The sequence below is a fragment of the Ferrimonas sp. YIN67 genome, from assembly GCF_057219095.1.
This window is the reverse complement of sequence record NZ_JBXVVJ010000008.1, coordinates 17,288-43,908: the sequence shown is the minus strand read 5'-3', so window position 1 is coordinate 43,908 and position 26,621 is coordinate 17,288. Positions and strand designations below refer to the sequence as shown.

The 26,621-nt window shown below is 57.2% G+C and carries 29 protein-coding genes; 17 read left to right on the top strand and 12 right to left on the bottom strand.

The window, feature by feature from the left end:
• Positions 1-281: 281 nt before the first annotated feature.
• The 7 genes from AC2D8U_RS16095 to AC2D8U_RS16065 form a co-directional block, all read right to left on the bottom strand.
• Positions 282-1,256, bottom strand: a complete 975-nt coding sequence (locus AC2D8U_RS16095; protein ID WP_484620094.1) for a porin — start codon at positions 1,254-1,256, stop codon at positions 282-284.
• 180 nt (positions 1,257-1,436) lie between these two features.
• Positions 1,437-2,864 (bottom strand): NAD-dependent succinate-semialdehyde dehydrogenase, encoded by a 1,428-nt coding sequence (locus AC2D8U_RS16090; protein WP_484620093.1) that lies wholly within the window; start codon positions 2,862-2,864, stop codon positions 1,437-1,439.
• Complete coding sequence (locus tag AC2D8U_RS16085; protein ID WP_484620092.1) at positions 2,857-3,378, bottom strand: universal stress protein; 522 nt, start codon at positions 3,376-3,378, stop codon at positions 2,857-2,859. Before AC2D8U_RS16085 ends, AC2D8U_RS16090 begins: the two co-directional genes overlap by 8 nt.
• Before the next feature lie 10 nt (positions 3,379-3,388).
• The gene (locus AC2D8U_RS16080) at positions 3,389-4,717 is read right to left on the bottom strand and encodes a TRAP transporter large permease (RefSeq protein WP_484620091.1); all 1,329 of its coding nucleotides are present in this window, start codon (positions 4,715-4,717) and stop codon (positions 3,389-3,391) included.
• Between the two features lie 24 nt (positions 4,718-4,741).
• Positions 4,742-5,251: a TRAP transporter small permease gene (locus tag AC2D8U_RS16075; protein ID WP_484620090.1), complete on the bottom strand. Its 510-nt coding sequence runs from the start codon at positions 5,249-5,251 to the stop codon at positions 4,742-4,744.
• Between the two features lie 12 nt (positions 5,252-5,263).
• Positions 5,264-6,301, bottom strand: coding sequence for a TRAP transporter substrate-binding protein (locus AC2D8U_RS16070; RefSeq protein ID WP_484620089.1), 1,038 nt, complete (start codon positions 6,299-6,301; stop codon positions 5,264-5,266).
• Between the two features lie 49 nt (positions 6,302-6,350).
• Entirely contained in the window at positions 6,351-6,746 is a 396-nt protein-coding gene (locus AC2D8U_RS16065; protein WP_484620088.1) for a hypothetical protein, read from the bottom strand.
• 252 nt (positions 6,747-6,998) lie between these two features.
• On the opposite strand from AC2D8U_RS16065, the gene hpaH reads away from it, so the two are divergent.
• The 8 genes from hpaH to hpaR all read left to right on the top strand — a co-directional run bounded on the left by hpaH (position 6,999) and on the right by hpaR (position 14,688).
• A complete protein-coding gene (gene hpaH / locus AC2D8U_RS16060; RefSeq protein WP_484620087.1) occupies positions 6,999-7,802 on the top strand; it encodes a 2-oxo-hept-4-ene-1,7-dioate hydratase in 804 nt (267 codons plus the stop codon).
• A 10-nt stretch (positions 7,803-7,812) separates the two neighbouring features.
• Complete coding sequence (gene hpaI, locus AC2D8U_RS16055; RefSeq protein WP_484620086.1) at positions 7,813-8,631, top strand: 4-hydroxy-2-oxoheptanedioate aldolase; 819 nt, start codon at positions 7,813-7,815, stop codon at positions 8,629-8,631.
• Positions 8,632-8,670: 39 nt separating this feature from the next.
• A complete protein-coding gene (locus tag AC2D8U_RS16050; RefSeq protein WP_484620085.1) occupies positions 8,671-9,366 on the top strand; it encodes a fumarylacetoacetate hydrolase family protein in 696 nt (231 codons plus the stop codon).
• Positions 9,367-9,377: 11 nt separating this feature from the next.
• The gene (locus tag AC2D8U_RS16045) at positions 9,378-10,160 is read left to right on the top strand and encodes a fumarylacetoacetate hydrolase family protein (RefSeq protein ID WP_484620084.1); all 783 of its coding nucleotides are present in this window, start codon (positions 9,378-9,380) and stop codon (positions 10,158-10,160) included.
• A gap of 46 nt (positions 10,161-10,206) precedes the next feature.
• Positions 10,207-11,751, top strand: a complete 1,545-nt coding sequence (gene hpaE / locus AC2D8U_RS16040) for a 5-carboxymethyl-2-hydroxymuconate semialdehyde dehydrogenase (RefSeq protein ID WP_484620083.1) — start codon at positions 10,207-10,209, stop codon at positions 11,749-11,751.
• A gap of 146 nt (positions 11,752-11,897) precedes the next feature.
• Positions 11,898-12,806, top strand: a complete 909-nt coding sequence (hpaD, locus tag AC2D8U_RS16035) for a 3,4-dihydroxyphenylacetate 2,3-dioxygenase (RefSeq protein ID WP_484620082.1) — start codon at positions 11,898-11,900, stop codon at positions 12,804-12,806.
• 101 nt (positions 12,807-12,907) lie between these two features.
• Positions 12,908-14,215: a Bcr/CflA family multidrug efflux MFS transporter gene (locus tag AC2D8U_RS16030; RefSeq protein ID WP_484620081.1), complete on the top strand. Its 1,308-nt coding sequence runs from the start codon at positions 12,908-12,910 to the stop codon at positions 14,213-14,215.
• A gap of 50 nt (positions 14,216-14,265) precedes the next feature.
• Positions 14,266-14,688: a homoprotocatechuate degradation operon regulator HpaR gene (gene hpaR / locus AC2D8U_RS16025; protein ID WP_484620080.1), complete on the top strand. Its 423-nt coding sequence runs from the start codon at positions 14,266-14,268 to the stop codon at positions 14,686-14,688.
• 79 nt (positions 14,689-14,767) lie between these two features.
• Here hpaR and AC2D8U_RS16020 read toward each other — a convergent pair whose 3' ends face one another.
• On the bottom strand, positions 14,768-15,058 hold the full coding sequence (locus tag AC2D8U_RS16020) for a hypothetical protein (protein WP_484620079.1): 291 nt from the start codon (positions 15,056-15,058) through the stop codon (positions 14,768-14,770).
• A 341-nt stretch (positions 15,059-15,399) separates the two neighbouring features.
• On the opposite strand from AC2D8U_RS16020, the gene AC2D8U_RS16015 reads away from it, so the two are divergent.
• A complete protein-coding gene (locus AC2D8U_RS16015; RefSeq protein WP_484620078.1) occupies positions 15,400-15,984 on the top strand; it encodes a GNAT family N-acetyltransferase in 585 nt (194 codons plus the stop codon).
• 83 nt (positions 15,985-16,067) lie between these two features.
• Positions 16,068-16,388: a hypothetical protein gene (locus AC2D8U_RS16010; protein WP_484620077.1), complete on the top strand. Its 321-nt coding sequence runs from the start codon at positions 16,068-16,070 to the stop codon at positions 16,386-16,388.
• Between the two features lie 67 nt (positions 16,389-16,455).
• Here AC2D8U_RS16010 and AC2D8U_RS16005 read toward each other — a convergent pair whose 3' ends face one another.
• A complete protein-coding gene (locus AC2D8U_RS16005; protein ID WP_484620076.1) occupies positions 16,456-17,493 on the bottom strand; it encodes a TRAP transporter substrate-binding protein in 1,038 nt (345 codons plus the stop codon).
• 602 nt (positions 17,494-18,095) lie between these two features.
• Between AC2D8U_RS16005 and hpaA the strand changes: the two genes are divergently transcribed.
• The 3 genes from hpaA (at position 18,096) to AC2D8U_RS15990 (ending at position 21,472) form a co-directional block, all read left to right on the top strand.
• Positions 18,096-19,022 (top strand): 4-hydroxyphenylacetate catabolism regulatory protein HpaA, encoded by a 927-nt coding sequence (gene hpaA / locus AC2D8U_RS16000; protein WP_484620075.1) that lies wholly within the window; start codon positions 18,096-18,098, stop codon positions 19,020-19,022.
• A 215-nt stretch (positions 19,023-19,237) separates the two neighbouring features.
• Positions 19,238-20,407 carry a p-hydroxyphenylacetate 3-hydroxylase oxygenase component gene (locus AC2D8U_RS15995; protein ID WP_484620074.1) on the top strand — a complete coding sequence of 390 codons (1,170 nt, stop codon included), beginning with the start codon at positions 19,238-19,240 and terminating at the stop codon, positions 20,405-20,407.
• A gap of 120 nt (positions 20,408-20,527) precedes the next feature.
• Complete coding sequence (locus AC2D8U_RS15990) at positions 20,528-21,472, top strand: p-hydroxyphenylacetate 3-hydroxylase reductase component (RefSeq protein ID WP_484620073.1); 945 nt, start codon at positions 20,528-20,530, stop codon at positions 21,470-21,472.
• A gap of 257 nt (positions 21,473-21,729) precedes the next feature.
• Here AC2D8U_RS15990 and AC2D8U_RS15985 read toward each other — a convergent pair whose 3' ends face one another.
• Complete coding sequence (locus AC2D8U_RS15985; protein ID WP_484620072.1) at positions 21,730-22,770, bottom strand: phage integrase; 1,041 nt, start codon at positions 22,768-22,770, stop codon at positions 21,730-21,732.
• A 253-nt stretch (positions 22,771-23,023) separates the two neighbouring features.
• Positions 23,024-23,275: a hypothetical protein gene (locus AC2D8U_RS15980; RefSeq protein WP_484620071.1), complete on the bottom strand. Its 252-nt coding sequence runs from the start codon at positions 23,273-23,275 to the stop codon at positions 23,024-23,026.
• 86 nt (positions 23,276-23,361) lie between these two features.
• On the opposite strand from AC2D8U_RS15980, the gene AC2D8U_RS15975 reads away from it, so the two are divergent.
• From AC2D8U_RS15975 to AC2D8U_RS15965, 3 genes are all read left to right on the top strand, one after another.
• On the top strand, positions 23,362-24,237 hold the full coding sequence (locus AC2D8U_RS15975; RefSeq protein ID WP_372244089.1) for a restriction endonuclease: 876 nt from the start codon (positions 23,362-23,364) through the stop codon (positions 24,235-24,237).
• Between the two features lie 138 nt (positions 24,238-24,375).
• Positions 24,376-24,954, top strand: a complete 579-nt coding sequence (locus tag AC2D8U_RS15970) for a hypothetical protein (protein WP_484620070.1) — start codon at positions 24,376-24,378, stop codon at positions 24,952-24,954.
• Positions 24,954-25,868: a DUF4868 domain-containing protein gene (locus AC2D8U_RS15965; RefSeq protein ID WP_484620069.1), complete on the top strand. Its 915-nt coding sequence runs from the start codon at positions 24,954-24,956 to the stop codon at positions 25,866-25,868. Before AC2D8U_RS15970 ends, AC2D8U_RS15965 begins: the two co-directional genes overlap by 1 nt.
• Before the next feature lie 142 nt (positions 25,869-26,010).
• Here AC2D8U_RS15965 and AC2D8U_RS15960 read toward each other — a convergent pair whose 3' ends face one another.
• Positions 26,011-26,310 carry a helix-turn-helix domain-containing protein gene (locus AC2D8U_RS15960; protein ID WP_484620068.1) on the bottom strand — a complete coding sequence of 100 codons (300 nt, stop codon included), beginning with the start codon at positions 26,308-26,310 and terminating at the stop codon, positions 26,011-26,013.
• 87 nt (positions 26,311-26,397) lie between these two features.
• Between AC2D8U_RS15960 and AC2D8U_RS15955 the strand changes: the two genes are divergently transcribed.
• A complete protein-coding gene (locus AC2D8U_RS15955) occupies positions 26,398-26,619 on the top strand; it encodes a DNA-binding protein (protein ID WP_484620067.1) in 222 nt (73 codons plus the stop codon).
• Positions 26,620-26,621: the final 2 nt, after the last annotated feature.

Sequence of the window (26,621 nt, the reverse complement as noted above, 5' to 3'; positions counted from 1 at the left end):
GAGTCGCCATGGTAACGGCTCTGTTGCCGCTCAAGTGACTCGGCGCATCGGGTCACGGCCCAATGAGGGGGGAGCAATGTACAGAGCAATGTACAGAGCAAGGAGAGAGGAGAGAGGAGAGAGGAGAGAGGAGAGAGGAGAGAGGAGAGAGGAGAGAGGAGAGAGGAGAGAGGAGAGAGGAGAGAGGAGAGAGGAGAGACACACTCAGGTTTTGTTCCGTTCCGGACGCTTCGCGATGCCATCGGCTCGGTCATCACCAGGATGACCGAGCCGGATGGGACTTAGAAACGGTAGGTCAGACCCACGGCCACGTTGTCGGTACCATTAGGCAGGGCTTCGTCATACCAGGCACCACTGAGGTAGGCACTGAGTCCCTGGCCCATATCGTACTCGGCACTGGCGATCACCAGGGTGTTGTTATCCACACCCGCCTGATCAAAGTCTTTAAATTGCGCCGACAGCCCCAATTTGGTCCGGTTCAACTGGTAAGAACTGGCCACGGAGAAGACGTTGCTGTCACCCACGGGGCTGGGATCATCAGAGTTGTTCTCCCACAGCCCGCCCAGGTACCAGTCGCCCAGGCTCCAGCCCGCTGCGATGGAGCTGCGCACATAGTGATCCTCCAGCCCATCAATCTCAATGTCGATGTAGTTGCCCACCACGGCGAAGGTGTCAGCGGTGTACAACGCCCGGACGTTAATCACATTGGCGGTTTCCGATGGCTGCACCGAGATAAACTTCATCTTGAAGCCGCCCCAGGTCGGGGTGATGTAGCACAGCACGTTGTCGGCATACTTACCCTGACGGAACAGATCCGCGTCCGTGGTGTCCTCCATATTGTTATAGGGGTGAATATCGACCTTGCTGTAGAGATCGCTCCAGCTGCCTGTGGTGCCGTTGCCCACGAAGATGGCGCCCCACTCCTTGCTGTAGATCACCACGCCGGCTTCCTGGATCTTCACCTCTTTGTCGATCTGCGCCTGGCGCACCGACATGGGGTTGTTGTACTGCAGGCTGACATGGTACTTGAGGCCAAAATCGCCAAAGCTGGTGCCACCCTTGGCGTGCAGGTTAGCCAGGAACAGCTTGTGCTCCACATTACGGTGGTTCTCCCAGCCATCGGGCAGATCGTGCCACACGGTGGCGCCCTGAACATCGCCGGACCAACTTGGCGCCAGGCTATTGTCACCGGCGAATGCGGCGCCGCTCAGGCCCAGAAGAACGGCCGCACAGGCCAGAGTTTGTGTGGTTTTCATCGTGCTTTCCCTCTCAATGATGGCAATGACGTCAAAGCGTTTGCCTGTTGTTTTCCCGACCACTTCCTGTCCATGACAGTCCTGGGCATTTAGTTAACAATTTAAGTATTTGGCTAAAACTCCCCCCTGCGGGCCAACGGCGCCCACCCAATAGAGGCTAGGGAGGAGAGTTAACCGGCCTTAGAGGCCGCCGAAACAGACGTATTTGAGATCCAGGTATTCATCCAGGCCGACACTGGCCCCTTCACGGCCCAGTCCGGATTGCTTGACGCCGCCAAAGGGGGCAACCTCGGTAGAGATGATCCCCTCGTTGACGCCCACCATGCCGTACTCCAGCTCGGCCGCCACCCGCCAACAGCGGGCCACGTCCCTGCTGTAGAAGTAGGCAGCCAGGCCATAGATGGTGTCGTTGGCCATGGCAATAAGCTCGGCCTCGTTGTCGAACCGGATCACCGGGGCCACGGGGCCGAAGATCTCCTCGCCAACGATATCCATATCGTGGGTCACGCCCGACAGCACCACGGGCCGAACAAAGAGGCCCTCCAACGGCTCGGCACCGGTGACGATGGTCGCCCCCTGCTCCACCGCCCGAGCAACCAGCGCCAGGGTATTCTCCTTGGCTGAAGGCTCAACCATGGGGCCGATGGCCACACCGGGCTCGGTGCCATCACCGATCTTGAGTTTGCCGACCTCCTCGGCGAAACGTGCCACGAAGCGATCGTACAGGGAGCTGTGGACATAGAAGCGATTGGCACAGACACAGGTCTGGCCCGCATTGCGGAACTTGGAGGCCAAGGCGCCCTGCACCGCCGCCTCCAGATCGGCATCTTCAAACACCACGAAGGGGGCGTTGCCGCCCAGCTCCAGGGAGAGCCGCTGGATCCCCTCGGCCGCCTGGGCCATCAGGATCCGCCCGACCCGGGTAGAGCCGGTGAAGGAGAGTTTGCGGATCTTGGGGTGGCCGCAGAACAGCTTACCGACAACGGAGGAGCGGTTGCTCACCACCAACTGCAGCAGATCCCGCGGCACCCCGGCCTGGTAAGCCAGCTCCACCGCCGCCACTGCAGTCAGCGGCGTCAGCTCTGCCGGCTTAACCAGGAAACTGCAGCCCGCCGCCAGGGCCGGGGCGGCCTTACGGGTGATCATCGCCAGAGGGAAGTTCCAGGGCGTGATCGCCGCGGCGACCCCAACCGGTTGCTTGATGGTGGCCAGCTGACGTCCCGCCACCGGGGCCGGGATGGTCTGGCCATAAGCCCGCTTGCCCTCCTCGGCAAACCACTGGACAAACGACGCGCCATAGGCCACCTCTCCCAGGGCTTCGGCCAGGGGCTTGCCCTGCTCCAACGTCATGATCCGGGCGATATCGTCACGATTGTCCATCAGCAGCTGGTACCAGCGCTGAAGGATCTCCCCTCGCTCCTTGGCACTCACCCTCTTCCACGCCTTCTGGGCCAGCTCGGAACGTTCGATCTGATCCTGGATCTGCGCCTCATCGCACAGGGGCAGATGGCCCAGCAGATCCCCGTTGGCCGGATTGGTCACCGCCAGGGTGTCGGCACCGGGCTCTACCAGTGCCGCCAGCAGGCTGTGATTCACGATTTTATCCATTGTCTTTCGTTTCCTTTGTTTCTTTCTTCTGCGCCAGTGGCACGATCAACACGGGTCGGTGGCTGTGGCTCATCACCTTTTGCGCCGTCGATCCCACCAGGAACTGGCTCAATCTGGAGTGGTGGCGACTGCCCATCACGATCACGTCGGCGTCGATCTCATCGGCCACCTCGAGGATGACGCGCCAGGGCTGGCCTTCGGCGATGCGCGCACTGACCTTCAGCTCAGCCTGCTCCTCCGGCGTCTGCAACTCATCATCGATAAAGCGCTGCAGCCTCAGGGTCAGGCGCTGGTGCAGATTCTCCATCGCCTCCTCATGACGGGCCGCCAGCTCCTCGGCATCGAACACCTTGGCCACCTCTCGCTGGGCCGAGGACAACGCCGGCTGCAAGACATGCAGGTAGGTGATCTCGGCCCCGTAGTGACCGCACAGGCTCACCGCTCGGCGAAACGCTGGCCGGGCCCCCTTCTCCAGATCGGAGGCGTACAAGATCCGTTTTACATCAGGCAACATGGGCCACTCCTTAGCGATACAGCAATGTGGGCAGGTACAAAGAGAGCGGCACGATCAGGGTGATCAGGGCCAGCCTCACGACGTCGGCACACCAGAAGGGGGTGATCCCCTTGAAGATGGTGCCCGTCTTGATGTCCCGCAGCACCGCACTGAGGACAAACACATTCATGCCCACCGGCGGGGTGATCAGGCTGATCTCGGTCACCACCACCACCACGATCCCGAACCACACCAGATCGAATCCCATGCTGGCCACCAGAGGGAAAAACACGGGCACGGTCAGCAGCAGCATCGACAGGCTTTCAAACACCATGCCCAGCAGCATGTAAACCAGCAAAATGGCGAGGATCACCAGCATGGGCGACACATCCAGGCCGGTAACGAACTGCAGCAGCGCATCGGGCAGCCCGCCCCGGTTGACGAAATCGGAGAAGATCAGGGCACCGATCACCACGGCAAACAGCATGGCGGTGGTGCGCCCGGTCTCCACCAGGGTTTCGAACAGGATGGCCAGGCTCAGGCGACGACGCGCCAGGGCGATAAGGAAGGCGCCCCCGGCCCCGATCCCGGCGGCTTCTGTCGGGGTAAACAGGCCGAAGTAGATCCCGCCCATCACCAGGGCAAACAGCCCGATCATGCCAAACACACCGCGGAAGGCCGCGACCCGCTCCGGCCAGCTCATCTGCTCCCGGGCCGGGCCCGCATCGGGATTGCGCCACACCACGTAGCGCACCGCCACCAGGTAGAGCAGAATGCCCACAATTCCAGGAATGAAACCGGCGGCAAACAGCTCGCGAATGCTGGTTTCGGTCAGCAGGCCATAGATCACCAGGATCACGCTGGGCGGGATCAGGATCCCCAGGCTCGAGCCCGCCGCGATGGAGGCGGTGGCCAAGGAGTCGGAGTAGCCATATTTGCGCATCGGCGGCATCGCCACCTTGGCCATGGTGGCCGAGGTGGCCAGGCTGGATCCGCACACCGCCGAGAAACCCCCGCAGGCCACCACGGTGGCCATGGAGAGGCCGCCCTTTCTGTGGCCCAGCAAGGCATTGGAGGCGTGGAACAGATCGTGCGACAAACCACTGCGGGTCACCAGGTTGCCCATCAAGATAAACAGGGGCACCACCGACAGGCTGTACTCCTGCACGGTATCGATGATCCGGTTGGAGGCCAGGGACAGCACCCCTCTCCAGCGAAACTCCATCAGGTTGTCAAAACTCAGGCCCTGCAGTACGGCAAAGCCGAAAAAGCCCACCAGTCCGGTGGCGTAGGCGATGGGCACCCGTACCACCAGGATCAGGAACAGCAGGACCGCAAAGCCACCCAGTACAACTTCCATGAGAATGTCCTTATCTATTGTCCGTTAGCGCTGGCGCAGGATCCGGTAGATCCCGTAAAACAGCATGCCGGCAGCCGTTACCCAGCTCATCACGGCGATAAACTGCACCAGGTAACCGGTGGGCAGCTCAAGAAATTCGGTCACCACGCCCCGGCGCATGGAGCGTTCGGCCAGTTCGAAGATCCGATCACCAACAAAATACATGGAGACGGAGATCAGCAGGGCCGCCACAATCCCCAGATTGTGGATCAGCCGCTGACTGTAGAAGCGGTCAAGAATGTCCACGACCACATGACCACCACGCCAGGTGACGATGGGCAACTGGGCGAACACCAGGATCGCCAGGCCGATCTCGGTCAGCTCGGTAGCACCGTTAACCGGGCTGGAAAACAGGTAGCGACCAAACACATCGACACCGGTCAACACCATCAGGCCCATCAGCACCGAGGCCGACAAGCAGTCCAGGGCAAAGGCGAGCCACTTGATCGGGCCGACCTCTTCGTAATGGGAGGAAACCCACTGGGCAATTACCATGATGAACTCCTGTTACTCCTCGGCGGCATCGTACTGCCGGGCCTGCTGCCACAGCTCGTCGATGGCGGCCTGGGCATTAACCTTGCGATCTTTGACACTCTCAACCCATTGGCTGCGCATGTCTGAGGTCAGTTCGGCATAGGCCTTGGCCGCGTCACTCTCCTCGGCCAGGTAGATGAGGTTGGTGCCCACTTCGGCGGCCGTCTGCAGCGCCGCTTGATCGCCGGCATCCCAGGCTCGGCCAGCCAGGGCGGAGAGTTTCTCACCGGATACCGCCAGGATCGCTTCACGGTCCTTGGGATCCAGGTCATAGAGGAAATCTTCGCTGATGAACATGGCAAAGCTGCCCAGGTACCAGCCACCGGGCATCACGGTGACATGGGGGGCCACCTCGTGCAGGCGCATGGTTTTCAGGTCGTGCAGCGCCATAAAGACGCCATCGATCACCTTCTGCTGCATCAGCTCATACACCTTGGAACCGGGGGCTGCCACCGGGGCGACTTCCAGCCGCTCGCCGATCACACCCTGGACCCCACCACCGACCCGGATCTTCATCCCCTTGAGCTGCTCCAGCTCGGTCACCGGAGAGGTGGTGTAGAGCACGCCCGGACCATTGGTAAACAGGCCCAGCAACTCGACGCCATCATACTCGTTGGCCTTGGCGAAATACTTGTCATGGGTACGCCACAGCGCCACGGAGGCCGCTTCCGCCTTCACTCCCAGCCCGGGTTGCTCCACCGCCATCGGCAGCTTGAAGCGGCCGGGGACATAGCCATGGAAACTGAAACTGGCATCGGCAATGCCATCCTCCACCAGTTGGAACATGGTCTTGGGATGGCCCAGGCCATACTCCAACTTGACCGTGACCCGGCCCTCGGTGGCTTCCTCCACCCATTTGGCCCAGGTCGGCCACACCACCTCGTTCTGTGGGTTGGTCGGCCCCATCCAGGTGGCCACATGCAATACGGTTTGTGCCATGGCATTGGCCCCAAGCAGCAGGCTGCCGATGGCGGCGGTCTTAATGGCGTTGATCAGAATCGGCTTTTTCATTGTTATCCCTCTCCATGAAACCGGGCCCAAGTCGAACCCGATGGACGTGTTATCGTTCGCTTTCCTGCTTGAGCAGTGTATGGATGTTGTTCTTGTTAAACTTGAGAACGGGGTCCAGCTCAGTCAGCTCAAAGGAGATCTGACAGTAGCCTCGCTCGGTAATGGGGGTCATCCAGTCACAGAGGATCTCAAAGATCTGTTTGGCCACCTGCTGTTTCAGTGCCATCTCCCGGCCGTGACCGATCTTCAGGCTCAGATGGACAAACCCGAAGCCGTCACGACCGTCCGCCACGCGGAAGTCATCGCAACGGATCGCCCGGCTGCGCACCCCACCCAGGGGGAACTCACCGGTGGCCACCACATAGTCATGCAGCGCGGCAAACAGAGGCTGAAACGCCAGCTCACCGTGCAGATTTCCCGAATACTCAACAACAAAATGCGGCATCGCCTACTTCCTCTGTGTCTGCCCGGTGGTGTCACACCGGAGCCCGTTTTGTGCTCTAGGTCACCGCCACACTATTTAACATGTTAACTTTTGCCAATACGCCAAAAGTCTAATACCCGGGTATGGGTCAATTCCCTTATGGTTTGCTTCGTTAACATGTTAACTAATTGGCGGCATACCCACGACACTGGAAGTTTGCCCTTTGCCACTGGTTGACCCACGCCAACAGTTCACACGCAAGGAAGGTATCGCATGCTGAACAAGGAACGGATCCAAGCCGCCGCAGAGCGGCTCTACCAGGCGGAGCTTGACCGCCAACAGATCCCGGCACTGACGCTGGAACACCCCGAGATGACCATGGATGATGCCTACGCCATCCAAAAGGCCTGGGTGGATCAAAAGATACAGAGCGGCCGCAAGGTGATCGGCTATAAGGTCGGGCTCACCTCCCGCGCCATGCAGATGGCGGTCAATATCGATGAGCCGGACTACGGCGTACTGCTGGACGACATGGCCTTCGAGGACGGTGCCACCCTGCGCGCCGCCGACTTCCTCGATCCCCGCATCGAGGTAGAGCTGGCCTTCGTCCTGAAGAAACCCCTGTTTGGCGAGAACGTCACCATCTTCGACGTGATCAACGCCACCGACTATGTGATCCCGGCACTGGAGCTGATCGCCGCCCGCTGCCACCGCACCGATCCCGCCACCGGCTACACCCGCAAGGTGTATGACACCATCGCCGACAACGCCGCCAATGCCGGCATCATCCTCGGCGGGCGTCCCATGAAGCCCGATGAGCTGGACTTGCGCTGGGCCGGCGCCCTGCTCTACCTCAATGGCCAGATCGAAGAGACCGGCGTGGCCGCCGGGGTCCTGGGCCATCCCGCCAAGGGGATCTGCTGGACCTGCAAACGCTTCGCCCCCCACGGCATCGGCCTGGAGCCGGGTCAGATCATCCTGGCCGGCTCCTTTACCCGCCCGGTTCCGGTCAAGGCCGGCGACACGGTGCACGCCGACTTTGGCCCCCTGGGTGGGATCGGGCTGAACTTTGTCTGAGGGTATGACAGTGACAACACTCGCCAAAAACCGCTTTAAAGAGGGCCAGAAGTTTGCCCAAGAGCAGGGCAAGACCCAGTTTGGCCTCTGGCTGGGCCTGCCGCATCCCAGCGCGGCGGAGATCGCCGCCGGAGCCGGCTTCGACTGGTTGCTGATCGATGCCGAGCACGCACCGTTCGACATCAATGGCGTCATGCGTCACCTCCAGGCGGTCGCCCCCTACCCGGTCGCCCCCATCGTCCGTCCCGTCGAAGGCGATACGGCGCTGATCAAACAGTTGTTGGATATCGGCGTGCAGACCCTGCTGATCCCCATGGTGGAAACCGCCGAGCAGGCCCGACAACTGGTGCAGGCGGTACGCTATCCCCCTCAAGGGATCCGCGGCCTGGGCACCTCCATGGCCCGGGCAGCCCAGTGGGGCCGGATCCCCGACTACCTGCAAAAAGCCAACGACGAGATCTGCCTGCTGGTGCAGGTGGAGAGTGCAGCAGCGCTGGAGAACCTGGACGCCATCCTGGATGTCGACGGCGTGGACGGTGTCTTTATCGGCCCCTCGGATCTGTCTGCCTCCCTGGGCTATATCGGCCAGGCCGGCCACCCCGACGTGGTCAGCGCCATCAACCAGGGACTCAACAAGATCCGCGCCGCCGGCAAGTACGCCGGGCTGCTGTGCCTGGATCCCAGCCTGGCCGACCAATACATAGCCCAGGGCGCCAGTTTCGTCGGCGTCGGCGTCGACACCATGCTGCTGGCCAAGGCCACCAGCGCCCTGGCCGATCGCTTCTGCCGGGGCACCGAGACCCAGGAGCAGGTCCAGGCCGGCTACTGACCCTATTTACGGACGCACAAAAGCAAAAGAGAGAAAATCATGGCTTCCAATCTTTTACTCGACAGCAAGCTCTGCCTGGTGGCGCTCAACGACAGTGAGCAGATCACCCGGCTGGCCGACACCTTTACTCAGGCTCCCTACAAGGCCGCACCGACCCAACCGGTGCTCTACTACAAGCCGCGCAACACCTGGAGTACCGACGCTGCCCAGATCCCCTGGGCCCGCGACGCCCAGGGCACCCCGGCGCCCGCCATGGTAGTGGGCGCCAGCCTCGGCGTGGTGATCGGCAAGGAAACCTGCCGCATCGCCCCGGAGCAGGTTCGTGATCACATCGGTGGCTACACCATAGTCGCCGACTACTCCCTGCCGGAGCAAAGCTACTACCGCCCGGACATCAAGGGGAAATGCCTGGACGGCAGCGCCCCGGTGGGGCCGGTGATCCTGCCCGCCAGCCAGCTACCGGATCCAGCCAAGCTGGAGGTGGTGATCAGCATCAATGGTGAAGTGCGCTCCACCCTGCCCCTGCAGCGCCTGGAGCGGAGCATCGAGGAGCTGGTGAGCACCATCTCCTACATCATGACCCTGCAACCCGGCGAGATCATCGCCGTCGGCTTTGCCGGTGAGCGCACCCCGGTCGCCCCCGGGGACAAGGTGGACGCCTGGATCGAAGGGATCGGCGTACTGAGCAATACCCTAGAGGGGCCGATCCAGGCTGACACGGCGCAGCAGGCATAAGGAGAACAACTATGAGACAGGCACGCATCATTCACCAGGGTCGTCAGCAGGACATACAGATCAACGCTCAGGACCAGTTGCTGGCCCAGGACGGCACCCCGCTGGGGCTGGATATCCACAGCACGGAGATCACCTGGCTGCCACCGGTGAAAAATCCCGGCACCATCTTCGCCCTGGGGCTTAACTACGCCGATCACGCCTCCGAGCTGGCCTTTGAGCCACCCAAGGAGCCCCTGGTGTTCATCAAGCACGCCAACACCCTGACCGGCCACAAGCAACCCAGCTACCGTCCGGACAACATCGAGTTCCAGCACTACGAGTGCGAACTGGTGGTGGTGATCGGTAAAAGCGGCAAGAACATCAAGCGGGAAGACGCCCTGGATTATATCGCCGGTTACACCGTGGGCAACGACTTCGCCATCCGCGATTTCCTCGAGAACTACTACCGCCCTAACCTGAGGGTGAAAAGCCGCGACTCCCTGCTGCCTCTGGGACCCTGGCTGGTGCCCGCCAGCGACGTGAAAGACGTCCACGCCCTGCGCCTGACCACCCATGTCAACGGCGAGCTGACCCAGGATGGCTCCACCAAGGATCTGATCTTCGATGTGCCTTTCCTCATCGAATACCTCAGCCAGATCATGACCCTCAATCCCGGCGACATGATCGCCACCGGCACCCCTCACGGCGTGGTGGACATGCAACCCGGCGACACCGTGGTGTGCAGCATTGAGCAGATAGGCAGCCTGGAGACCCCCATCGTCTCCGAGCAGGAATTCTACGGCGAGCGCTACTGAGCCCCTCGGGATCAGTGAAGCGCTCCCCAGAACAAGGAAGATAGATATGACCACCAACACTTACGACGCCAACCTGAGCCGCGCCCAGGAGTACCTGGCCCGCTTCAAGGCCCAGCCCATCGGCCACTACATCAACGGCGAGTTCAACCTCGGCAGCGAAGGGGAGCTGTACGACAACGTCACCCCCACGGACAACAGCGTACTGGGCCAAGTGGTCAAGGGCACGGTCGCGGACGTCAACGCCGCCTGTGATGCCGCCGAGGCCGCGTTCAATGGCTGGGCAGACATGCCCGGGGCCGAGCGCAAGCGCCTGCTCAACCTCTTTGCCGACAAGCTCGAGGAGCGGGCCGACGAGATCGCCCTGGTGGAGTCCATGGACTGTGGCCAGCCCATCCGCTTTATGAAACAGGCGGCCCTGCGTGGCGCCGCCAACTTCCGCTTCTTCGCCGACAAGGCACCGGAAGCGCAAAACGGCCTGGCCCTGCATCAAGCCGAGCACGTTAACTACACGGTACGCCGTGCCATCGGCCCCGTGGGGATCATCACCCCCTGGAACACCCCCTTCATGCTGTCCACCTGGAAGATCGCCCCGGCCCTGGCCGCCGGCTGTACCGTGGTGCACAAGCCCGCCGAGCTGACCCCGTTGTCCGCCTACATCCTGGCGGAGATCGCCGACGAAGTGCTGCCCAAGGGCGTGTGGAACATGGTCAACGGCTTCGGTGAAGTCGCCGGCAAACGCCTGACCGAGCATCCGGCGATCAAGGCCGTGGCCCTGGTGGGCGAGAGCGCCACCGGCTCCCACATCATGCGCCAGGGCGCCGACACCCTCAAGCGCATGCACTTCGAGCTGGGGGGCAAAAACCCGGTGATCGTGTTCGACGATGCCGACTTCGATCGCGCCCTGGATGCCGTGGTCTTCATGATCTACAGCTTGAACGGCCAGCGCTGCACCTCCTCCAGCCGACTGCTCATTCAAAACGGTATCAAGGAGACCTTCCTCGCCGCCCTGGCGCAGCGGGTGAAGAACCTCAAGGTTGGCCACTGCCTGGATCCCAACACCGAAGTGGGTCCCCTGGTACACACAGGCCACTACAACAAGGTGATGAGCTACTTCGAGATTGCCCAGCAGGATGGTGCCGTGACCCTGGTCGGCGGCGAAGCGATCAACGACGACCGAGGCAACACCAGCGCCACCGGCAACTACCTGACGCCAACCCTGTTCACCGAGGCCAACAACCAGATGCGCATCGCCCAGGAGGAGATCTTCGGCCCGGTATTGACCGCCATCGCCTTCGACAGCGAAGCCGATGCCATCCGGATCGCCAACGACACCCAGTACGGCCTGTCCGGCTACATCTGGACCAACGACACCGGCCGCGCCATGCGCATGGCCAAGCAGGTCGAAGCCGGCATGCTCTGGGTCAACTCAGAGAACAACCGCAACCTGCCCTCGCCCTTTGGCGGGATCAAGATGTCCGGCATTGGCCGTGACGGCGGCGACTGGAGCTTCGACTTCTACATGGAAACCAAGAACGTCTGCATCGCCCACGGTACCCACAAGGTGCCCCAACTGGGCAAGACCAGCGCCTAAACGGCAAACCCGTGTTGGCGGCGCCCCAAAGCCCGCCAATACCTCAAATTTGAACCCTCAGGCATCCACAAGAATTAACGTCTGAGCCGGGTGACACAAGGGCAAGCGCCGTCCTGTCACCCAAACCATCACAAGGAGAGAGTGTTATGGGCAAACTCGCATTGGCCGCCAAAGTCACCCACGTCCCATCCATGTACCTGTCGGAGCTGGACGGTCCCCACAAAGGCTGTCGCACAGCGGCCATCGAAGGTCACCAGGAGATCGCACGTCGCTGCCGAGAACTGGGCGTCGATACCATCATCGTATTTGACACCCACTGGCTGGTGAACTCCGGCTATCACATCAACTGTGCGCCGAGCTACCAGGGCAGCTACACCTCCAACGAGCTGCCGCACTTTATCAAGAACATGCCCTTCGAGTTTGACGGCAATCCGGCACTGGGCAAGGCAATCGCCGAAGTGGCGGCGGATCAGGGCGTCAATATCCGCGCCCACGCCGAAACCTCGCTGGATCCGGAATACGGCACTCTGGTGCCCATGCGCTACATGAACCAGGACAAGCACTTTAAGGTGATCTCCATCGCCGCCATGTGCCAGGTCCACAGCCTGGATGACAGCGCCCGCCTGGGCTGGGCCCTGCGCAAAGCCGTGGAGGAGCACTATGACGGTACCGTAGCGATCCTGGCCTCCGGCTCCCTGTCCCACCGTTTTGCCCAGAACAACCAGGCCGACCAGTTCCTCCATAAGGTGTGGAGCCCCTTCCTGGAGTCGCTGGATCAGGGCGTGGTGAAAATGTGGGAGAGCGGCGACTGGGCCAACTTCTGCGCCATGCTGCCGGAGTACGCCGCCAAGGGCCACGGCGAAGGTTTTATGCACGACACCGCCATGCTGCTGGGCGCGCTGGGATGGTCTGAATACGACCAGCCCGCCGAGATCGTCACCCCCTACTTCGGCAGCTCAGGGACCGGCCAGATCAACGCCGTCCTGCCGATCACCGAGGTCAGCGGCAATGCCGTGCCTCTTGCAGAAACCCGCCAGGGGGCCAACGCCGCCTGATCAACCTGGTATCGTCTGACGACCGTCGCTCCGATACCGACCGCCATGCCATTCTCAACTGGCATGGCGGATATCCCCAGATCGCCGTCGATGGAGAGCCCGTGAGCCTTTCAACGCAGCCCAAACCCAAGGTCAGCCTTCCCAACCCTGGCCGTCTGCTGATCCTGCTCGCCGCCCTGCAGGCGTTTGGTCCCCTGTCCATCGATCTCTACCTGCCGGGCCTGCCTGCCATCGCGGCCGATCTGGCCAGCGACGACGGCCAGATCCAGCTAACCGTCAGCGCCTTCCTGCTGGGTCTGTTTCTCGGCATGCTGATCTACGGGCCCCTCTCCGACCGATACGGTCGACGCCGCCTGTTGCTCGGAGGGATCGGCCTCTACATCCTCGCCAGTATCGGCTGCATATTGGCCCAGAGCGGCGAAAGTCTGATTGCCACACGCCTGCTGCAGGCCCTTGGCGGGGCTGCCGCCTCGGTGTTGGGCCGCGCCATCGTCCGGGATCTGTTTCCCATCACCGAAGCCGCTCGGGTGCTGTCACTGATGCACCTGATCACCATGCTAGCCACACTGGTCGCCCCCCTGCTCGGCGGCTATCTGCTGCTGCTGCTCGACTGGCGCGCCCTGTTCTGGCTGCTCGCCGGCTTTGCCGCCCTGGTGCTGTTGGCCGTGGCCTGGAAGATCCCCGAGACCCATCATGGCGCCAGCCGCAACGCCGGCCTCCTTTGCGCATTCAAAGCCTATGGTCAGATCGGCCGAAACCGGGTGGCCCTGGGCTATATCCTCTGCCTGGCACTCTCCTTCGCCGGCATGTTCGCCTACATCACCGCCTCCCCCATCATCTACATGGGCTATTTTGGCCTCAGCCCACAGCACTATGCCTGGCTGTTCAGCCTCAACATTGGTGGCATCATCCTGATGACTGGCCTCAACGCCCGGCTGGTCGGACGCAAGGGGCCCAAACGCATGCTCAAGCTGGGCACGGGGATCGCCGCCGGTTCCGGTCTCGCCCTGCTGCTGATGGTCTCTGTCGATGCCCTCTCCCTGCCCCTTTTGGTGATGGGACTGTTTGCCTACATCAGCGTCACCGGGCTGATCGGCGCCAACTGCATGGCCAGCCTGCTGTCGCGCTTTCCCGAGCAGGCCGGAGCGGCTGCGGGGCTGGCAGTGGCCGCCCAATTTGGCCTTAGCGCCCTCACCAGCAGCCTGGTCGGCACCATCAACGGCTGGCAACTGACCCACACGGGCCAGATCACGCCGCTCGCCATGGTCCTGATCGTCGGCGTCACGGGTTTGGGCACCCTGCTGGCCCTGAAACAGACAGGCACCGACCCCAAAACACACCGTCCTCATCCGCCGGAAGAGGCCCCGGAAGAAAACTCAGCAGAGCTGCAATCACTGGACAGCCAGTGAGAGCCACTTACAATAGTGAGCGTCGAGAAACCATGAAAAAGCAGATAATTATGAGAAAGTTCGAAGACTCTTTGCCATTGAAACTGCTCAAGGCCCGGGAAGTTTCAATGAGCTTCTTCCGCCCCCTGCTCAACGAATACTCCCTGACTGAGCAGCAGTGGCGGGTGATCCGCGCCCTTGAAGAGTTTGGTGAGCTCGAGTCCCGCCAACTGGCCGGCCACTGCTTTATCCTCAGCCCCAGCCTCACCGGGATCCTCAACCGGCTGGAGGAACAAGGCTACATCCAGCGACGCAAGTCCGCCGAAGATCAGCGCCGTACCCTGGTGCGCCTCAAACCCAAGGCGGAGTCCCTCTACCAAGAGATGATCCCCAAGATCGAGGCCCGTTATAACGCCATGGTGCGCCAACTGTCTCAAGAGGACATGGACAGCCTGGACCGCCTGCTCAACCAACTGCTGAAACTTAAGCCCTAAGACACAGCCTCAGCTCACCATCGCCCCACCGCCTGTCTGCCCGAAGCGGGCACAGTGCCCGGCCAGCGTCGCGCCGGGCTCAGCGCCAAACGAGTCGCGCCGTTACGACTCTTGGCCTTTGAGCCCCTTCCCCTGCGCCGCTCTCCCGTTCGATACGCTTCTGCCCTATCGACAACAGCCGCACCGACCCCTGCCCTTCGCTGCTGATCCGGCGATTATCGCTCGCTAACTCATGGATCCCGGAAAAGGCGGGACCCAGCGCCAACACACCATTGCGGATCACCGTGCCAAACGGCGTACTCGCCTCAGTCAGCTCTCCCCGCAGTGGCATACCACAGGGATCGGTGTTCAACCCAAGCACTGGGATCAAACCAGCATCGCGGCACCGGCAGGTTATTCACCGCCCCCTCTCAGCCCAAACGCCTGGGTCAACAATACAATCCCATTCATCTCAAACAGCACCGACTCAAAATAAACAGCGTTAACCAATCACGCTATTTTCAACGGGTGTTATACCAATATTTCCTTTATTTTTGCCCCGTCTCACCACCCTTGACTTGAATTACATTCCCCTGGAGATTAATCGCCTTGGCCGGCTGCATCAGTGACAAGAGATCACGGCTTCGTAAGGCTGGCTGACAAAATCGTGATCGTGCCCTGCCATACCGCCCTCGGAGTGGATAGTGCACCCCAATAGAGATGCCATCGCATTTGGCGCTGGTTACCGGCACCGTGGCAGGCTGGCAACAACTCGCAGTATCCGACATCAGAGTGCCCAGTGAGATGACCCCCAGAATGATTGAAACAGACAGGCTGGTTTTGACTCAGGTTACCGGCGAAGACAGAGCGCTCTATGAGCGCCTGCTGAGCTGCCCCAAGATCACTCGCTACCTGCCGGGAGGCCGACCTTTTCGCATAAGGGATATTGAACAACATCTGCGCCAACGGATCGAACACTGGGAGAATGGGTTCGGTACCTTTACCCTTGCTTTGAAGACGCCCCCATTTATGAAGATCGGTTATGCGGGGATCGAGTTGCTCCCAGACCTCAAGCATTGCGATATCTGCTACGCCATACTGAATGAGCACCAAGGGCAGGGATATGCATTTGAATCGGCAAAGGCAACGTTAAACTTCGCACTGTCAAATACGCGGGTCAAAGAGGTATATGGTGTCGCGGTAACTGAAAACCGGGCATCCATTCGATTGCTGAAAAAACTGGGCATGAAGCAAACCGATAAGAAGTTATACGACAGCGAAGATCTGATCACCCTGTCCACGCAAACCTGCGTATAACACACCACTCAATCAGGCTGCCAAGTCCGTAGCTTGAAATAAACGGCAGTTCGGCCCGTTGTCCCCCATAAAAAGAGGTATTGATGAAGTTTCTACTCCCCATACTCTTAGCTCTGCTGCTGTCGGGCTGCATAACGACCGCCTTGTGGGAGCAAACCTTGAATGAGACGCACGAAAAAACCCACAGAGATAATATTACCGAGGAGCAGCTGTCTGAATACAAAGCCCTGTCGAAGAGCAACGGTATGATCCAGATTGATCCGGTAACCGAAGATGTCTATATCAGAAAGTCGCGGTCTGAACGGATGAAGCATGTTGGCGCACTGGCGCTGATCACTCCCTTTGTGCTTATCATCGACATTCCCCTGTGGGTGATCTATCAGGAGGTCAAAGGGGATGACTGACGCTGATTGATCCAGAAGCGCCAAAAAGCCGGACTCTCGTCCGGCTTAAGTACTGGCTGTTGAGCCGTTACAGGTTTACGCGCTCATAGTCCCGGGCAATCTGCCACATCTCGTCGATCCCTTTCTGGGCGTCCACGTCACGGTCCTTAACACTCTCAACCCACTGCTGACGCATGTCCGACACCATCTCCAGGAACTGCTTGGCCATGGGATCGTCTTTGCTGATCTGGATCACTTCGGTGCCCGCATCCTTGGCTGCCTGGTAGCCTTGCTGATCGCCGTCCTGCCAGGCACGCCCAGCCAATGCAGAGAGCTTCTCACCGGACACCGCCAGGATCGCCGCCTTGTCCTTGGGATCCAGATCGTCCAGGAACTCCGGGTTGATAAAGATGGAGAAGCTGCCCAGGTACATGCCGCCGGGCAAAACGGTGACATAGGGCGCCACCTCGTACAGACGCAGGGACTTGTGATCCTGCATCGGCATGAAGACGCCGTCGATCACCTTCTGCTGCAGCAGCTCATACACCTTGGGTCCGGGCGCCGACACCGGGGTAACCGCCATCCGCTCCCCCAGGACACTTTGCACACCCCCGCCGATGCGGATCTTCTTACCCTCCAGATCTTCGAAGCTGGTGATGGGCGTCAGGGAGTGGATCACCCCAGGGCCATGGGTAAACATGCCCAACAACTCAAGCCCTTCGAATTCACCCGCCTGGGCAAAGTACTTGTTGTAGGTACGCCACAGCGCCACGGAAGCGGCCTCCGCATCCACCCCAAGGCCCGGCTGCTCAATCGCCAAAGGCAGCTTGAACCGACCCGGCACATAGCCATGGTAACTGAAGGCCGCATCCACCACGCCATCCTCGACCAGCTGGTACATGGTTTTCGGATGTCCCAGCCCATGTTCCACCTTAACGGTTACGCGCCCTTCGGTCGCTTCCTCGACCCACTTGGCCCAGGTTGGCCAGACTACGGCATTTTGCGGATTGTTGGGCCCCATCCAGCTGCCCACATGAATAACGGTTTGTGCCATAGCCCCACCACACCAAAGCAAGCTGCTAATGGCTGCGGCTTTCATCAAGGAGAACCGTGTTTTCTTCTGCATCCCAATGCCTCATTTATTATGAATTTCGTCATGATGCCGGCCATATATGCCTGGCCAGCCAACCAAGTTGGAGCGGAAAATAAAAAGACTGCATTACTTCCAACCCTGGACATTCCACGATGGAAGACAAACAATGCGGCACAAATACTGGCTATTGACCCTTCCTACTCTTTCGACCCCGCTTTCTACTGCAGAGGGTGTCCTCTCATTCAATATCGGTATCAGCGTCCCACACCGCCTTGGTATACCCCCCTTTAGCCCTTCAGGACACGGTTTCCATGCCACTGTCATCGACACTCAGAAGACACCAGGGCAGGTGAATAACGAAAACATTCTCCCACCGACGCAAACGAACCTACTTAACATGTTAAGTTTTGTCAACTTAGCCAAAAGTCCAATGGGTCAGGACTATTTAACCGCTTAATTTAGTCTTGTTTTGTCCTAAAAATCACAGTGGCAAGACAGGCATGACGACATGAAATCAGTAATTACTCCAACCTTTCCAGTGAGTTAAATAAATGCCCAAGGAACAAGGGCGCGAGGGCTAAAAATACAAGCCAAAGCCGCGACCAATTAAACCGACGCGCAGGATAAACAACAAAATGAAGATGGCTCAGCACAGCAGTTCCCAGAGCCCGGCGACGACCGGGAGGATCCCAAACCTCGATCTGCTCCAGGATCTGGAGCAGGGGCAATGCGATCTGCCCCTGCACTACGCGCGCCAGGAGACCCTGGCCGAGCACTTTGGCCGAGAGATGCCAGTCCATCGCCATGCCCAATACCTGCAGATCCACTACATCGATCGGGGGGATATCCACTTCCAGATCGATGACCGCCAGTTTCAGTGCCGGGGGCCAGCCTGTTTCCTGGTCCCGGCTTCCGTCCCTCACGGCTTCCACACTCAGACCGAGGCTCGGGGTCACGTGATCACCCTGCATCAAACCCTGCTGAGCGGATTGAGTCAGGGCAACCTGCAGCGCAGCCTCAATTGCCAGTTTGAACATCCCATTCACCTTGAGCTTGCGTCCCTGGGCGAACCCGAGCGATCCGGGCTCGAAATAGAGCGCCTGCTCAAAGCCATCGCCGATGAGTGGGAGTCTTCCCGGGTTGGCCGGGATCTGGCGATGGAAAGCCTGCTTAGCCTGTTGCTGATCCAGATTGGTCGACTGAGCGAACTCAAGCAGCAAACCCGGATTGGAAGCAACGCCGAGTTGCGCCAATTCAACCGCTTTGCCAACTTGCTGGAAGCCCATTATGCCGAGCACTGGCCCCTGAGTGCATACTGCCAGCGCCTGGGGATCTCAGAAAGTCGGCTCACACAGATCTGCCGCCGGATCAGCCAACGCTCACCGAAAAAGCTGATCCATGAACGCCAGATCCAGGAAGCCAAGCGGCAGTTGGCCTTTACCAACCTCGCCGGCAGCGAAGTGGCCTACCAATTGGGCTTTAGCGATCCCGCCTACTTCTCCCGTTTTTTCAAAAAACATACAGGTCAAACCGCCCAGCAATACCGTCAGAATTACCGATAAAAATAATACAAAGTCTTTTATTACAACGATTAAGCGTTATTCCAGAGCGCTTTTTACTTCCCTTTAGGAGTGCATCTACCACTTTGGTCTATGTCCTGATTTGTCCAAGAACTCAAAAGATTTGAACATGGCAGCCCAGTGTGTCAGGGCGCACTATGGACACATCTCCCGACCAGAGCATCCTGGCGGAACGAGCCACTGATAAGGACCGGATCATGACTAAGACCAACCCCTTGCTTGAAGATCTTAAAGGTGTACTGCCGCAGATCGCCGCCAATGCCTCTGAGGCCGAACAACTGCGCCGCGTGCCGGACGAGAACATTAAACTCCTCAAGGCCGTGGGCTTGCACAAGGCGTTCCTGCCCAAGGCCTATGGCGGTATGGAGATCTCCCTGCCGGAGTTTACCGACTGCATCGCGGCCCTCGCTGGCGCCTGCTGCTCGACCGCCTGGGCCTTCAGCCTGCTCTGCACCCACAACCACCAGATGGCAATGTTTTCCAAACAGGCCCAGGACGATTTCTGGCAAGCCAATCCGGATGCCACCGCCTGCTCCAGCATTGCCCCCTTTGGCAAGTACGAGGAGACCGAAGGGGGGATCCTCTTTAACGGCGACATGCGCTGGTCCAGTGGCTGTGATCACGCCGAGTGGGCCATCTGTGGATTTTTGCGGGATCAGCCCGATGGCTCCAAGCTGTACTGCTTCGCCGTGATCCCCGCCACCGACTACCAGATCCTCGATGACTGGCACGCCATGGCGATGAAAGGCAGCGGTACCAAGACACTGCAGATCAAGAACGCCTTCGTCCCGGAGCATAGGATCCAGTCCGCCAAGGCGATGATGACAGGTGAAAACGAAGGGTTTGATCTCTACCCGGATAGCAAGATCTTCGCCACCCCCTACCGCCCCTACTTTGCCTCCGGCTTTGCCGCCATGAGCCTAGGCGTGGCCGAGCGGATGATCGAAGTGTTCCGCGACGTCACCAAAAACCGGGTGCGTGCCTACACCGGAGCCAAGGTCGGTGCCGCGACGCCCGCACTGATGCGCCTGGCCGAGTCGACCCATCAGGTCGCCGCCGCCCGCGCCTTTATGGAGAAGACCTGGGAAGACCACAAGGCCCACGGTGAGCGCAAAGAGTACCCAAGCCAGGAAACCTTGACCTACTGGCGCACCAACCAGGCCTACGCTGTCAAGATGTGCATTCAAGCCGTCGACCGCCTGTTTGACGCCATCGGTGGCAACAACTGGTTTGACGATAAAGAAGCTCAGCGTCTGTTCCGGGATTCACACATGACCGGCGCCCACGCCTACACCGACTACGACGTCTGCGCCCAGATCTTGGGCCGCGAGCTGATGGGACTTGAGCCCGATCCCAGCCTGCTTTAATCACCCTTGTGAGATCAGGAGGAGCAACCGGAAGTACGCCTCCTGATCTCACTTTTTTCGACGACTTCTCCCAACAAAGCGGCCGCCTCTCGGCCATCAATAGCGACAATGAGGCCCCCCATGTCCCAGATCCAACCCTCCGAGTTCGATGCTAAGGCGTTTCGCCGCGCATTGGGTAACTTTGCCACCGGGATCACAGTGATCACCGCCGAGGCGCCCAGCGGTGAGCGTGTCGGTGTGACCGCCAACAGCTTCAACTCCGTCTCTCTGGATCCACCGCTCATCCTCTGGAGCATCGACAAGCGCTCCGGCAGCTGCAGCGTGTTTGAGCAGGCCAGCCACTTCGCCGTCAACATCTTAGCCTCAGATCAGATGGATCTCTCCAACCGCTTTGCCCGTCCCGCCGACGACAAGTTTGCCGGACTCGAACTGGGCAGCGGCGCGGGCAGCGCACCCCTGCTGGCGAACTGCGCCGCCCAGTTCCAGTGTGAGAAGTATGAAACCGTGGACGGTGGTGATCACTGGATCCTGATCGGCAAAGTGGTGGCGTTTGAGGATGTGGGCCGGCCCCCGCTGCTGTACCACCAGGGCAGCTACTGTGTCGCCCTGCCCCACGATCAGCTCACCGGCGTAAAACGGGCGCCCTCTGCTCAGGACAACGCACAGCCGCAACAGCCCAATCAACTGGATACCAACCTGTTTTATCTGATGAACCAGGCCGTCCGGCGCTACCAGCAAGGCTACCAGCCTCGCCAGCAGGCCTCAGGATTGAGCAGCCGTGAGGCAAGGCTGCTTATGGTGCTCGACGCTCAGGGAGAGCTCAGTGGCAAAGCGCTGCTGCCGGAAGTGAACATGCCCCCGGTCGACGTGGAGGACGGCCTCAATGCACTGCTGGGCAAGGCGCTGGTGCAGGAGCGAGACGGCCAGTACGCCTTGAGTGAGTCAGGTAAGGACAAGGTCCAAACTCTGTGGGCCATCGCCGAGCAGGAGCAACAGCGTGTGTTCGCCGATTTTACCGCCGACGAACTGGCCCTGTTCAGCAAGATCCTGCGCACCATCGGCTGAGTTCAGCTTTGGCAAGCAAGTAAACCGGGCTCAGGCGCTAATGCCACAACTGAGCCTAACAAAGCCAAAAAGCCACCTTCCAGGGTGGCTTTTTTTCCCACCGTTAATCGCCAGGCTCCATCGGGGAGGCGCCACACCGCAAGAGTCTTGAGGCATTACCCGAAGGCACAAAAAAAGCGCCCCGAAGGGCGCTTTCATGGCACTTTAGCATGGGAAATCCCAAGTAAATCAGTACCAGCTATCCTCACCTATCCCCCTCAAACCACCTGTTTTCGCGCCAACGTCGACACTTTGTAGTCAAGATCTGAGTCACTCGACCCAAGCAGAGTAGCCAGGGGATTCAGTGAGATAGCGTCCTGCAGATGACAAGGGCTGAAGTGGGCGTAGCGCATCGTCTGCTTCAGATCCGTGTGGCCGAGTATGGTCTTAAGGACCATGATGTTGCCCCCGTTCATCATAAAGTGGCTGGCAAAGGTATGGCGCAGTGCGTGGGTCAGTTGGCCCTTGGGCAGAGCAAGCCCCAGGTTCTTCTTGATGGTACGAAACACCACAAAGCTACAGTGAAACAACCGATCCCCTTCACCATGGCTGAGCAGGCGCTCAAACAGAGACTGAGAGATAGGCACCGTTCGGTTCCTGCCGTTCTTGGTGCCGACAAAAGTCACCCGGCCGTTGGCAACATGGCTCCGCTTTAAGTCGGCCGCCTCGCTCCAGCGGCACCCGGTGCAAAGCGCCAGCTCGACAATCAACAGAATGTCCGGGTGTTGGTGGCTTCGACAGGCTTCCAGTAACCGAGCAATATCCTCTTTGCTGAAAAAGCCCATTTCCCGTTCCTTCTCCTTGAGCTTCTTCATTGCCTTCACCGGGTTCGCGACCGGCCACTCGCCCAACCGGATCAGCTCATTGAACATGCTGGCAAGCCACTTGGCTTCCTTGTTCACCATGCTTACGGAGACCTTCTCAAGCCGATTCCGGCGATACGCAGCAAAATCGCTCTGGGTCAGCTTACGCCCCAAGGGATTGCCCATCCCTTCACAGGCTCGATTCAGTGAACTGAATATCCGCTTGCCGCTGACCAAACTCTTACCGTGCAAGTCATACCAAGTCTGTACCAGCTCGCTCAGTCGCCGGTTATCCTCCTTCGCCACCTCCCAGGGCTTGCGTTCGGCGTTGGCCATCACCCACTGCTCGAACCGTCGCGCCTCCCCCGCCGTGGCAAATACCTTGCGGATCCGCTTGCCATGCCGCCCGTTGGGGTACATATCTACTTGGTACTTACCATTGTCTAAACGCTTCATGTGCCTATGCCATTGTTGAAACCAATGGCTTCTAACTAGACCAGCAACGCACAGATTTTAAGGGGGGGATAGAGATAAGCGCAGGGAAAGGTGGGGGATCCACTCCTTTGGGACACTGTCAGGCGAAAGTGATTTTCACTAGATAAAAGCTATATAACAGAAGAAGTTACCACACAAAACTCAGCTTCGCCTTTATCTGGGCAAAGCCTTTCTGAGTCCTTCCAAAACCCGGCTCCATTTAATACGCTGTTACCTAAGTCGTTGGTAAAAAGTGACCATCAATGTAAACATCATAGCAGTCGATCCGGTCCGTTCGATGCAGTTCGATACGATGATGTATCGGCTTACCTGTATCGTAATCCGTAATTTCTATGACTCGGCGCAACCTAGGGAGACATGTTTCAGCAATGGATGCTTCACTACCGACACCACCCTCCGCCTTGCGCAGTTTCGCCCGAGCAGCAGAAACGATATTTTTGCGGTACTTCCTGTTTTGTCTGTACATATGCCCCTCCAACCTTACAAGGTAGGAGAAGCTTGCAAGGTCGCACTAATACACTGTTATATTTTTGTTCAAGTTTGGAGGCAGTATTGAGTAATAATGGTAGAGAATATGAGGAGTTTGTAGCTTCTCTGCAAAAGGCACTGTTCGAGTCTGAGCAATGGACTGAGTTGCGAAATATTCAAATTGAGCAGAACAAAAAGATCAAAGACAACTTTGGCATCTTACGTGAGTTTGACCTTTATTGGGAATATGAACTAGCTGGAATTACATATAAAACAGTTATTGAGTGTAAGGATTATGCATCCAAAGTAAGCATAGAGAAAATTGACGCTCTTCTAGGTAAAATCCGAGATATACCTGATTTAAAGCCAATATTTGCGACTAAAACAGGTTACCAGTCCGGTGCAAAAGCCAAAGCACATAATAATAAAGTCGAGCTTCTAATCGTGCGTGAACAGAATGACACAGATTGGGAATTAGATGATGGTACGCCTTTAATTAGAGAAGTCGTGATAAATATGCATGCAATACCAGCAGCAAGAATTGTCTCATTCTCGCCAAGTATTGATGGTAATTGGGTTAAGGAAAACACTGAAATCGATATATCTAGTGGTAACTTCCAACTTAATATGCGCAACGACATGACTTTTATCGAAGACATTTCTAAATCAGAGAAATACTCACTTCTTCAACTTGAAGAAAGGTTAGGTAGAGGAACTGAAACTGATTTTGGTGAAAGAAAGCTGACTTTGAATTTTGATGACGCATTTTTACATTGTGCCGATATGAAGTTAAAAATGAGAGCCGCTGAAGTTACGTACTTTATGCCAAAGCCAATTGAACAACCTATTCATATCGACTTTTCAAAAGAACTAGTTGGCGTCATCGAGTATCTAGGTAAAAGCTCAAAGACAGCAATCTTCAAAGATCGTATTGTCAAAGACTGGGGTTCAAAAATATAACAAAGCATTTAAGAGTGATTCGCAACGCTCGGCATTTTCGCTTCGCTCAAGTATAGCCGAGCGCAGCTCACACCTTAATGCGGCGTTAAGCGCTACCAACCATCAGCATTTTGGAGTACATCAAAGTGGTAATAGAAAATGCAATTTAGAGTTCTATCTGCCTTTATAATTTTTATTGGCTCATACTTGCCACTGGCTTTGATCCTCGCAGTGCAAGATATTCCTATGTCATGGTGGGACAAATCATTCTGTGATTTCTCTGATATAGACAATTGCTTATTTAACCCATTTAATAGTCCGTATTTATCAATCATATTTATTGTTGTTACTTGCATATCTGTAGTTGTATCTAATTTTTCCTTGAAGAAAATATCATTCCCGTTTGATGCGCAGGTAGAAAGTTCTAAAACAATATCAAACGACATTATCAATTATGTATTTCCATATGTCGTTTCATTTATGGGGATAAGTTACGAAGCACCAGAAAAACTCTTAGGGTTTGCAGTTTTTTTACTTTGGATGTTTGCGATAACATACAAGTCTGGGCAGATCATTATGAACCCACTTTTGTTAATGTTTGGCTGGAGGTTGTACGAGGCAAAGATCAATATCAACGGACAGTCTAGAGATGTAAGGATTTTAAAAAAGGGCCATTTAACTCCTGGTAATTATAAAGTCCAAACGATACAAGATTTTTACATTGCACGAGAAAACTAATGACAGCTGATTTTCAATCTTTAAAATCATTTGATTTTGCAAATTCAACACCACATTTGTGGGTTTTCAAAGACAGTAGCAGTGCGGCACGCTTCAGAACATTTTATGTTCAAGCTGAAGACGGCCTAAACACACAGTTAAAGAATTTCATTGCAACAGAGATTGAAAGAATCACTGAGCATACACATTATACTTACATATCTCAGACAAATGAGAATAGCTGCCTGTCTATAGACCCTACAAGTACAGATTTTCCACAACTGAAAGCTCTGGTGGATCGGCTTGAGAGTGAGCATAGAATTACAGATGCAAAAGACCTGAAAGGTGCAAAGGGATATGTAGTTAAATTTACCTCAGACGGAACTACTGTTTATGCAGTAAAACGATCCACCTCTACATGGAAAACATCATATCCCAAAAAATACATCAATATGATTTTTTCAAATGGTGAGTTATCTGGGGTTGAGGACAATAGCTTTTCCATAGAGAAAAATTTTGACTTCTATGTCATTAACAATACTGTTTTCATCGCTAATAAGCGCGGATTTGAGTCCGCTATGCAACATAGAACTGCATATGTTCAAGCATTTACGCAGCTCCAACAAACCCCAGCATTTAGTGGCTTATTTTCTGACATAACTCCTATCATCGAATATGTTGGCACAAATTCTATACAGTTGAGGCGCATGGCTGTTATCGAAGAAAAAGGTATTTACAGCAGACCAAGCTTCATTCCTACTCTGCAAAGAGTAAATACTACAAGAAATTGGGGTATTAACTTTGACCCATCAAACAACACTATAATTCCTTGTGAAACTACAGCGGGCACTATCATAAATGTTCTGCTTGATCACAGGCTTATGAGTGAGATAACAGATAATATCTATGATGTTCCTGATACGACTCAAGTCTAGGCGCTTAACAAGAAAATCCAGGTGACGCCTACGGCGCACCTGATTTAGGCTCTACATGACTCAAAAGGGCGAACCTATCACTGATTCGCCCTAAACCTGCGCTACTTCCCTTTCAGCCATTGCTTGATGGCCCTGTAGGCGACTACCCCGCCAAGGACTCCGTTTCGGAGTCCATACCTCCGTCGCGCTCTATATCGGGACTGATCTGACCGACTTCTGGTGCGACCTTACCCGTCATTAGCCAAAGCGTGTATTTCTCGTAATCGGGGTGGTTAGTTAGCTTCACCAGGGTTTCACTACCTACTCCTGTATAACCCGCTTCAATTTTTTTTAGCGAACTAATAGAAATACCTGTTTTTTCAGAAAAAACAGGTTGAGAGATCCCCTCGGCCTCCCGAATTTCTCGAATTTTTTTACTTAGAGCGTTGACATGGTTCGTCACGACGAACTACCTTCAATGGCGTACGGTTCGCCCAAACGAACCGTTCAGTTGTAAGAGTATGGACACTAACCAACTGAGGCTAACACCATGGCTACACCCCTATCAATTCAAATAGATACTCCCTTCCTCACAATCGAGGAATACGCCAAGCGCGTGGGCCTGACCAACCGTGCGGTTGAAGCTCAGGTTTACCGGGGCCAACTGCCCATCAAAGCCAAGACCAAAGCCAAAGAGCGCACCTTCATCAACATGCTTGCCCTGTTCGATGAAGCCGCCTCTCAGATCGGCTATTCGGTCAAGCTGGGCTAAGG

Bases quoted from the DNA above. Each gene is read 5' to 3' on its own strand.
- AC2D8U_RS16080 (WP_484620091.1), bottom strand. From the start codon at position 4,717: ATGGAAGTTGTACTGGGTGGCTTTGCGGTCCTGCTGTTCCTGATCCTG.
- AC2D8U_RS16070 (WP_484620089.1), bottom strand. From the start codon at position 6,301: ATGAAAAAGCCGATTCTGATCAACGCCATTAAGACCGCCGCCATCGGC.
- hpaE (WP_484620083.1), top strand. From the start codon at position 10,207: ATGACCACCAACACTTACGACGCCAACCTGAGCCGCGCCCAGGAGTAC.
- hpaR (WP_484620080.1), top strand. From the start codon at position 14,266: ATGAGAAAGTTCGAAGACTCTTTGCCATTGAAACTGCTCAAGGCCCGG.
- AC2D8U_RS15990 (WP_484620073.1), top strand. From the start codon at position 20,528: ATGTCCCAGATCCAACCCTCCGAGTTCGATGCTAAGGCGTTTCGCCGC.
- AC2D8U_RS15995 (WP_484620074.1), top strand. From the start codon at position 19,238: ATGACTAAGACCAACCCCTTGCTTGAAGATCTTAAAGGTGTACTGCCG.
- AC2D8U_RS15955 (WP_484620067.1), top strand. From the start codon at position 26,398: ATGGCTACACCCCTATCAATTCAAATAGATACTCCCTTCCTCACAATC.
- AC2D8U_RS15980 (WP_484620071.1), bottom strand. From the start codon at position 23,275: ATGTACAGACAAAACAGGAAGTACCGCAAAAATATCGTTTCTGCTGCT.
- AC2D8U_RS16075 (WP_484620090.1), bottom strand. From the start codon at position 5,251: ATGGTAATTGCCCAGTGGGTTTCCTCCCATTACGAAGAGGTCGGCCCG.
- AC2D8U_RS16010 (WP_484620077.1), top strand. From the start codon at position 16,068: ATGAAGTTTCTACTCCCCATACTCTTAGCTCTGCTGCTGTCGGGCTGC.
- AC2D8U_RS16095 (WP_484620094.1), bottom strand. From the start codon at position 1,256: ATGAAAACCACACAAACTCTGGCCTGTGCGGCCGTTCTTCTGGGCCTG.
- AC2D8U_RS16050 (WP_484620085.1), top strand. From the start codon at position 8,671: ATGGCTTCCAATCTTTTACTCGACAGCAAGCTCTGCCTGGTGGCGCTC.
- AC2D8U_RS15970 (WP_484620070.1), top strand. From the start codon at position 24,376: ATGCAATTTAGAGTTCTATCTGCCTTTATAATTTTTATTGGCTCATAC.
- AC2D8U_RS16005 (WP_484620076.1), bottom strand. From the start codon at position 17,493: ATGCAGAAGAAAACACGGTTCTCCTTGATGAAAGCCGCAGCCATTAGC.
- AC2D8U_RS16085 (WP_484620092.1), bottom strand. From the start codon at position 3,378: ATGTTGCCTGATGTAAAACGGATCTTGTACGCCTCCGATCTGGAGAAG.
- AC2D8U_RS16090 (WP_484620093.1), bottom strand. From the start codon at position 2,864: ATGGATAAAATCGTGAATCACAGCCTGCTGGCGGCACTGGTAGAGCCC.
- hpaD (WP_484620082.1), top strand. From the start codon at position 11,898: ATGGGCAAACTCGCATTGGCCGCCAAAGTCACCCACGTCCCATCCATG.
- hpaH (WP_484620087.1), top strand. From the start codon at position 6,999: ATGCTGAACAAGGAACGGATCCAAGCCGCCGCAGAGCGGCTCTACCAG.
- AC2D8U_RS15965 (WP_484620069.1), top strand. From the start codon at position 24,954: ATGACAGCTGATTTTCAATCTTTAAAATCATTTGATTTTGCAAATTCA.
- hpaA (WP_484620075.1), top strand. From the start codon at position 18,096: ATGAAGATGGCTCAGCACAGCAGTTCCCAGAGCCCGGCGACGACCGGG.
- AC2D8U_RS16045 (WP_484620084.1), top strand. From the start codon at position 9,378: ATGAGACAGGCACGCATCATTCACCAGGGTCGTCAGCAGGACATACAG.
- AC2D8U_RS16065 (WP_484620088.1), bottom strand. From the start codon at position 6,746: ATGCCGCATTTTGTTGTTGAGTATTCGGGAAATCTGCACGGTGAGCTG.
- AC2D8U_RS15985 (WP_484620072.1), bottom strand. From the start codon at position 22,770: ATGAAGCGTTTAGACAATGGTAAGTACCAAGTAGATATGTACCCCAAC.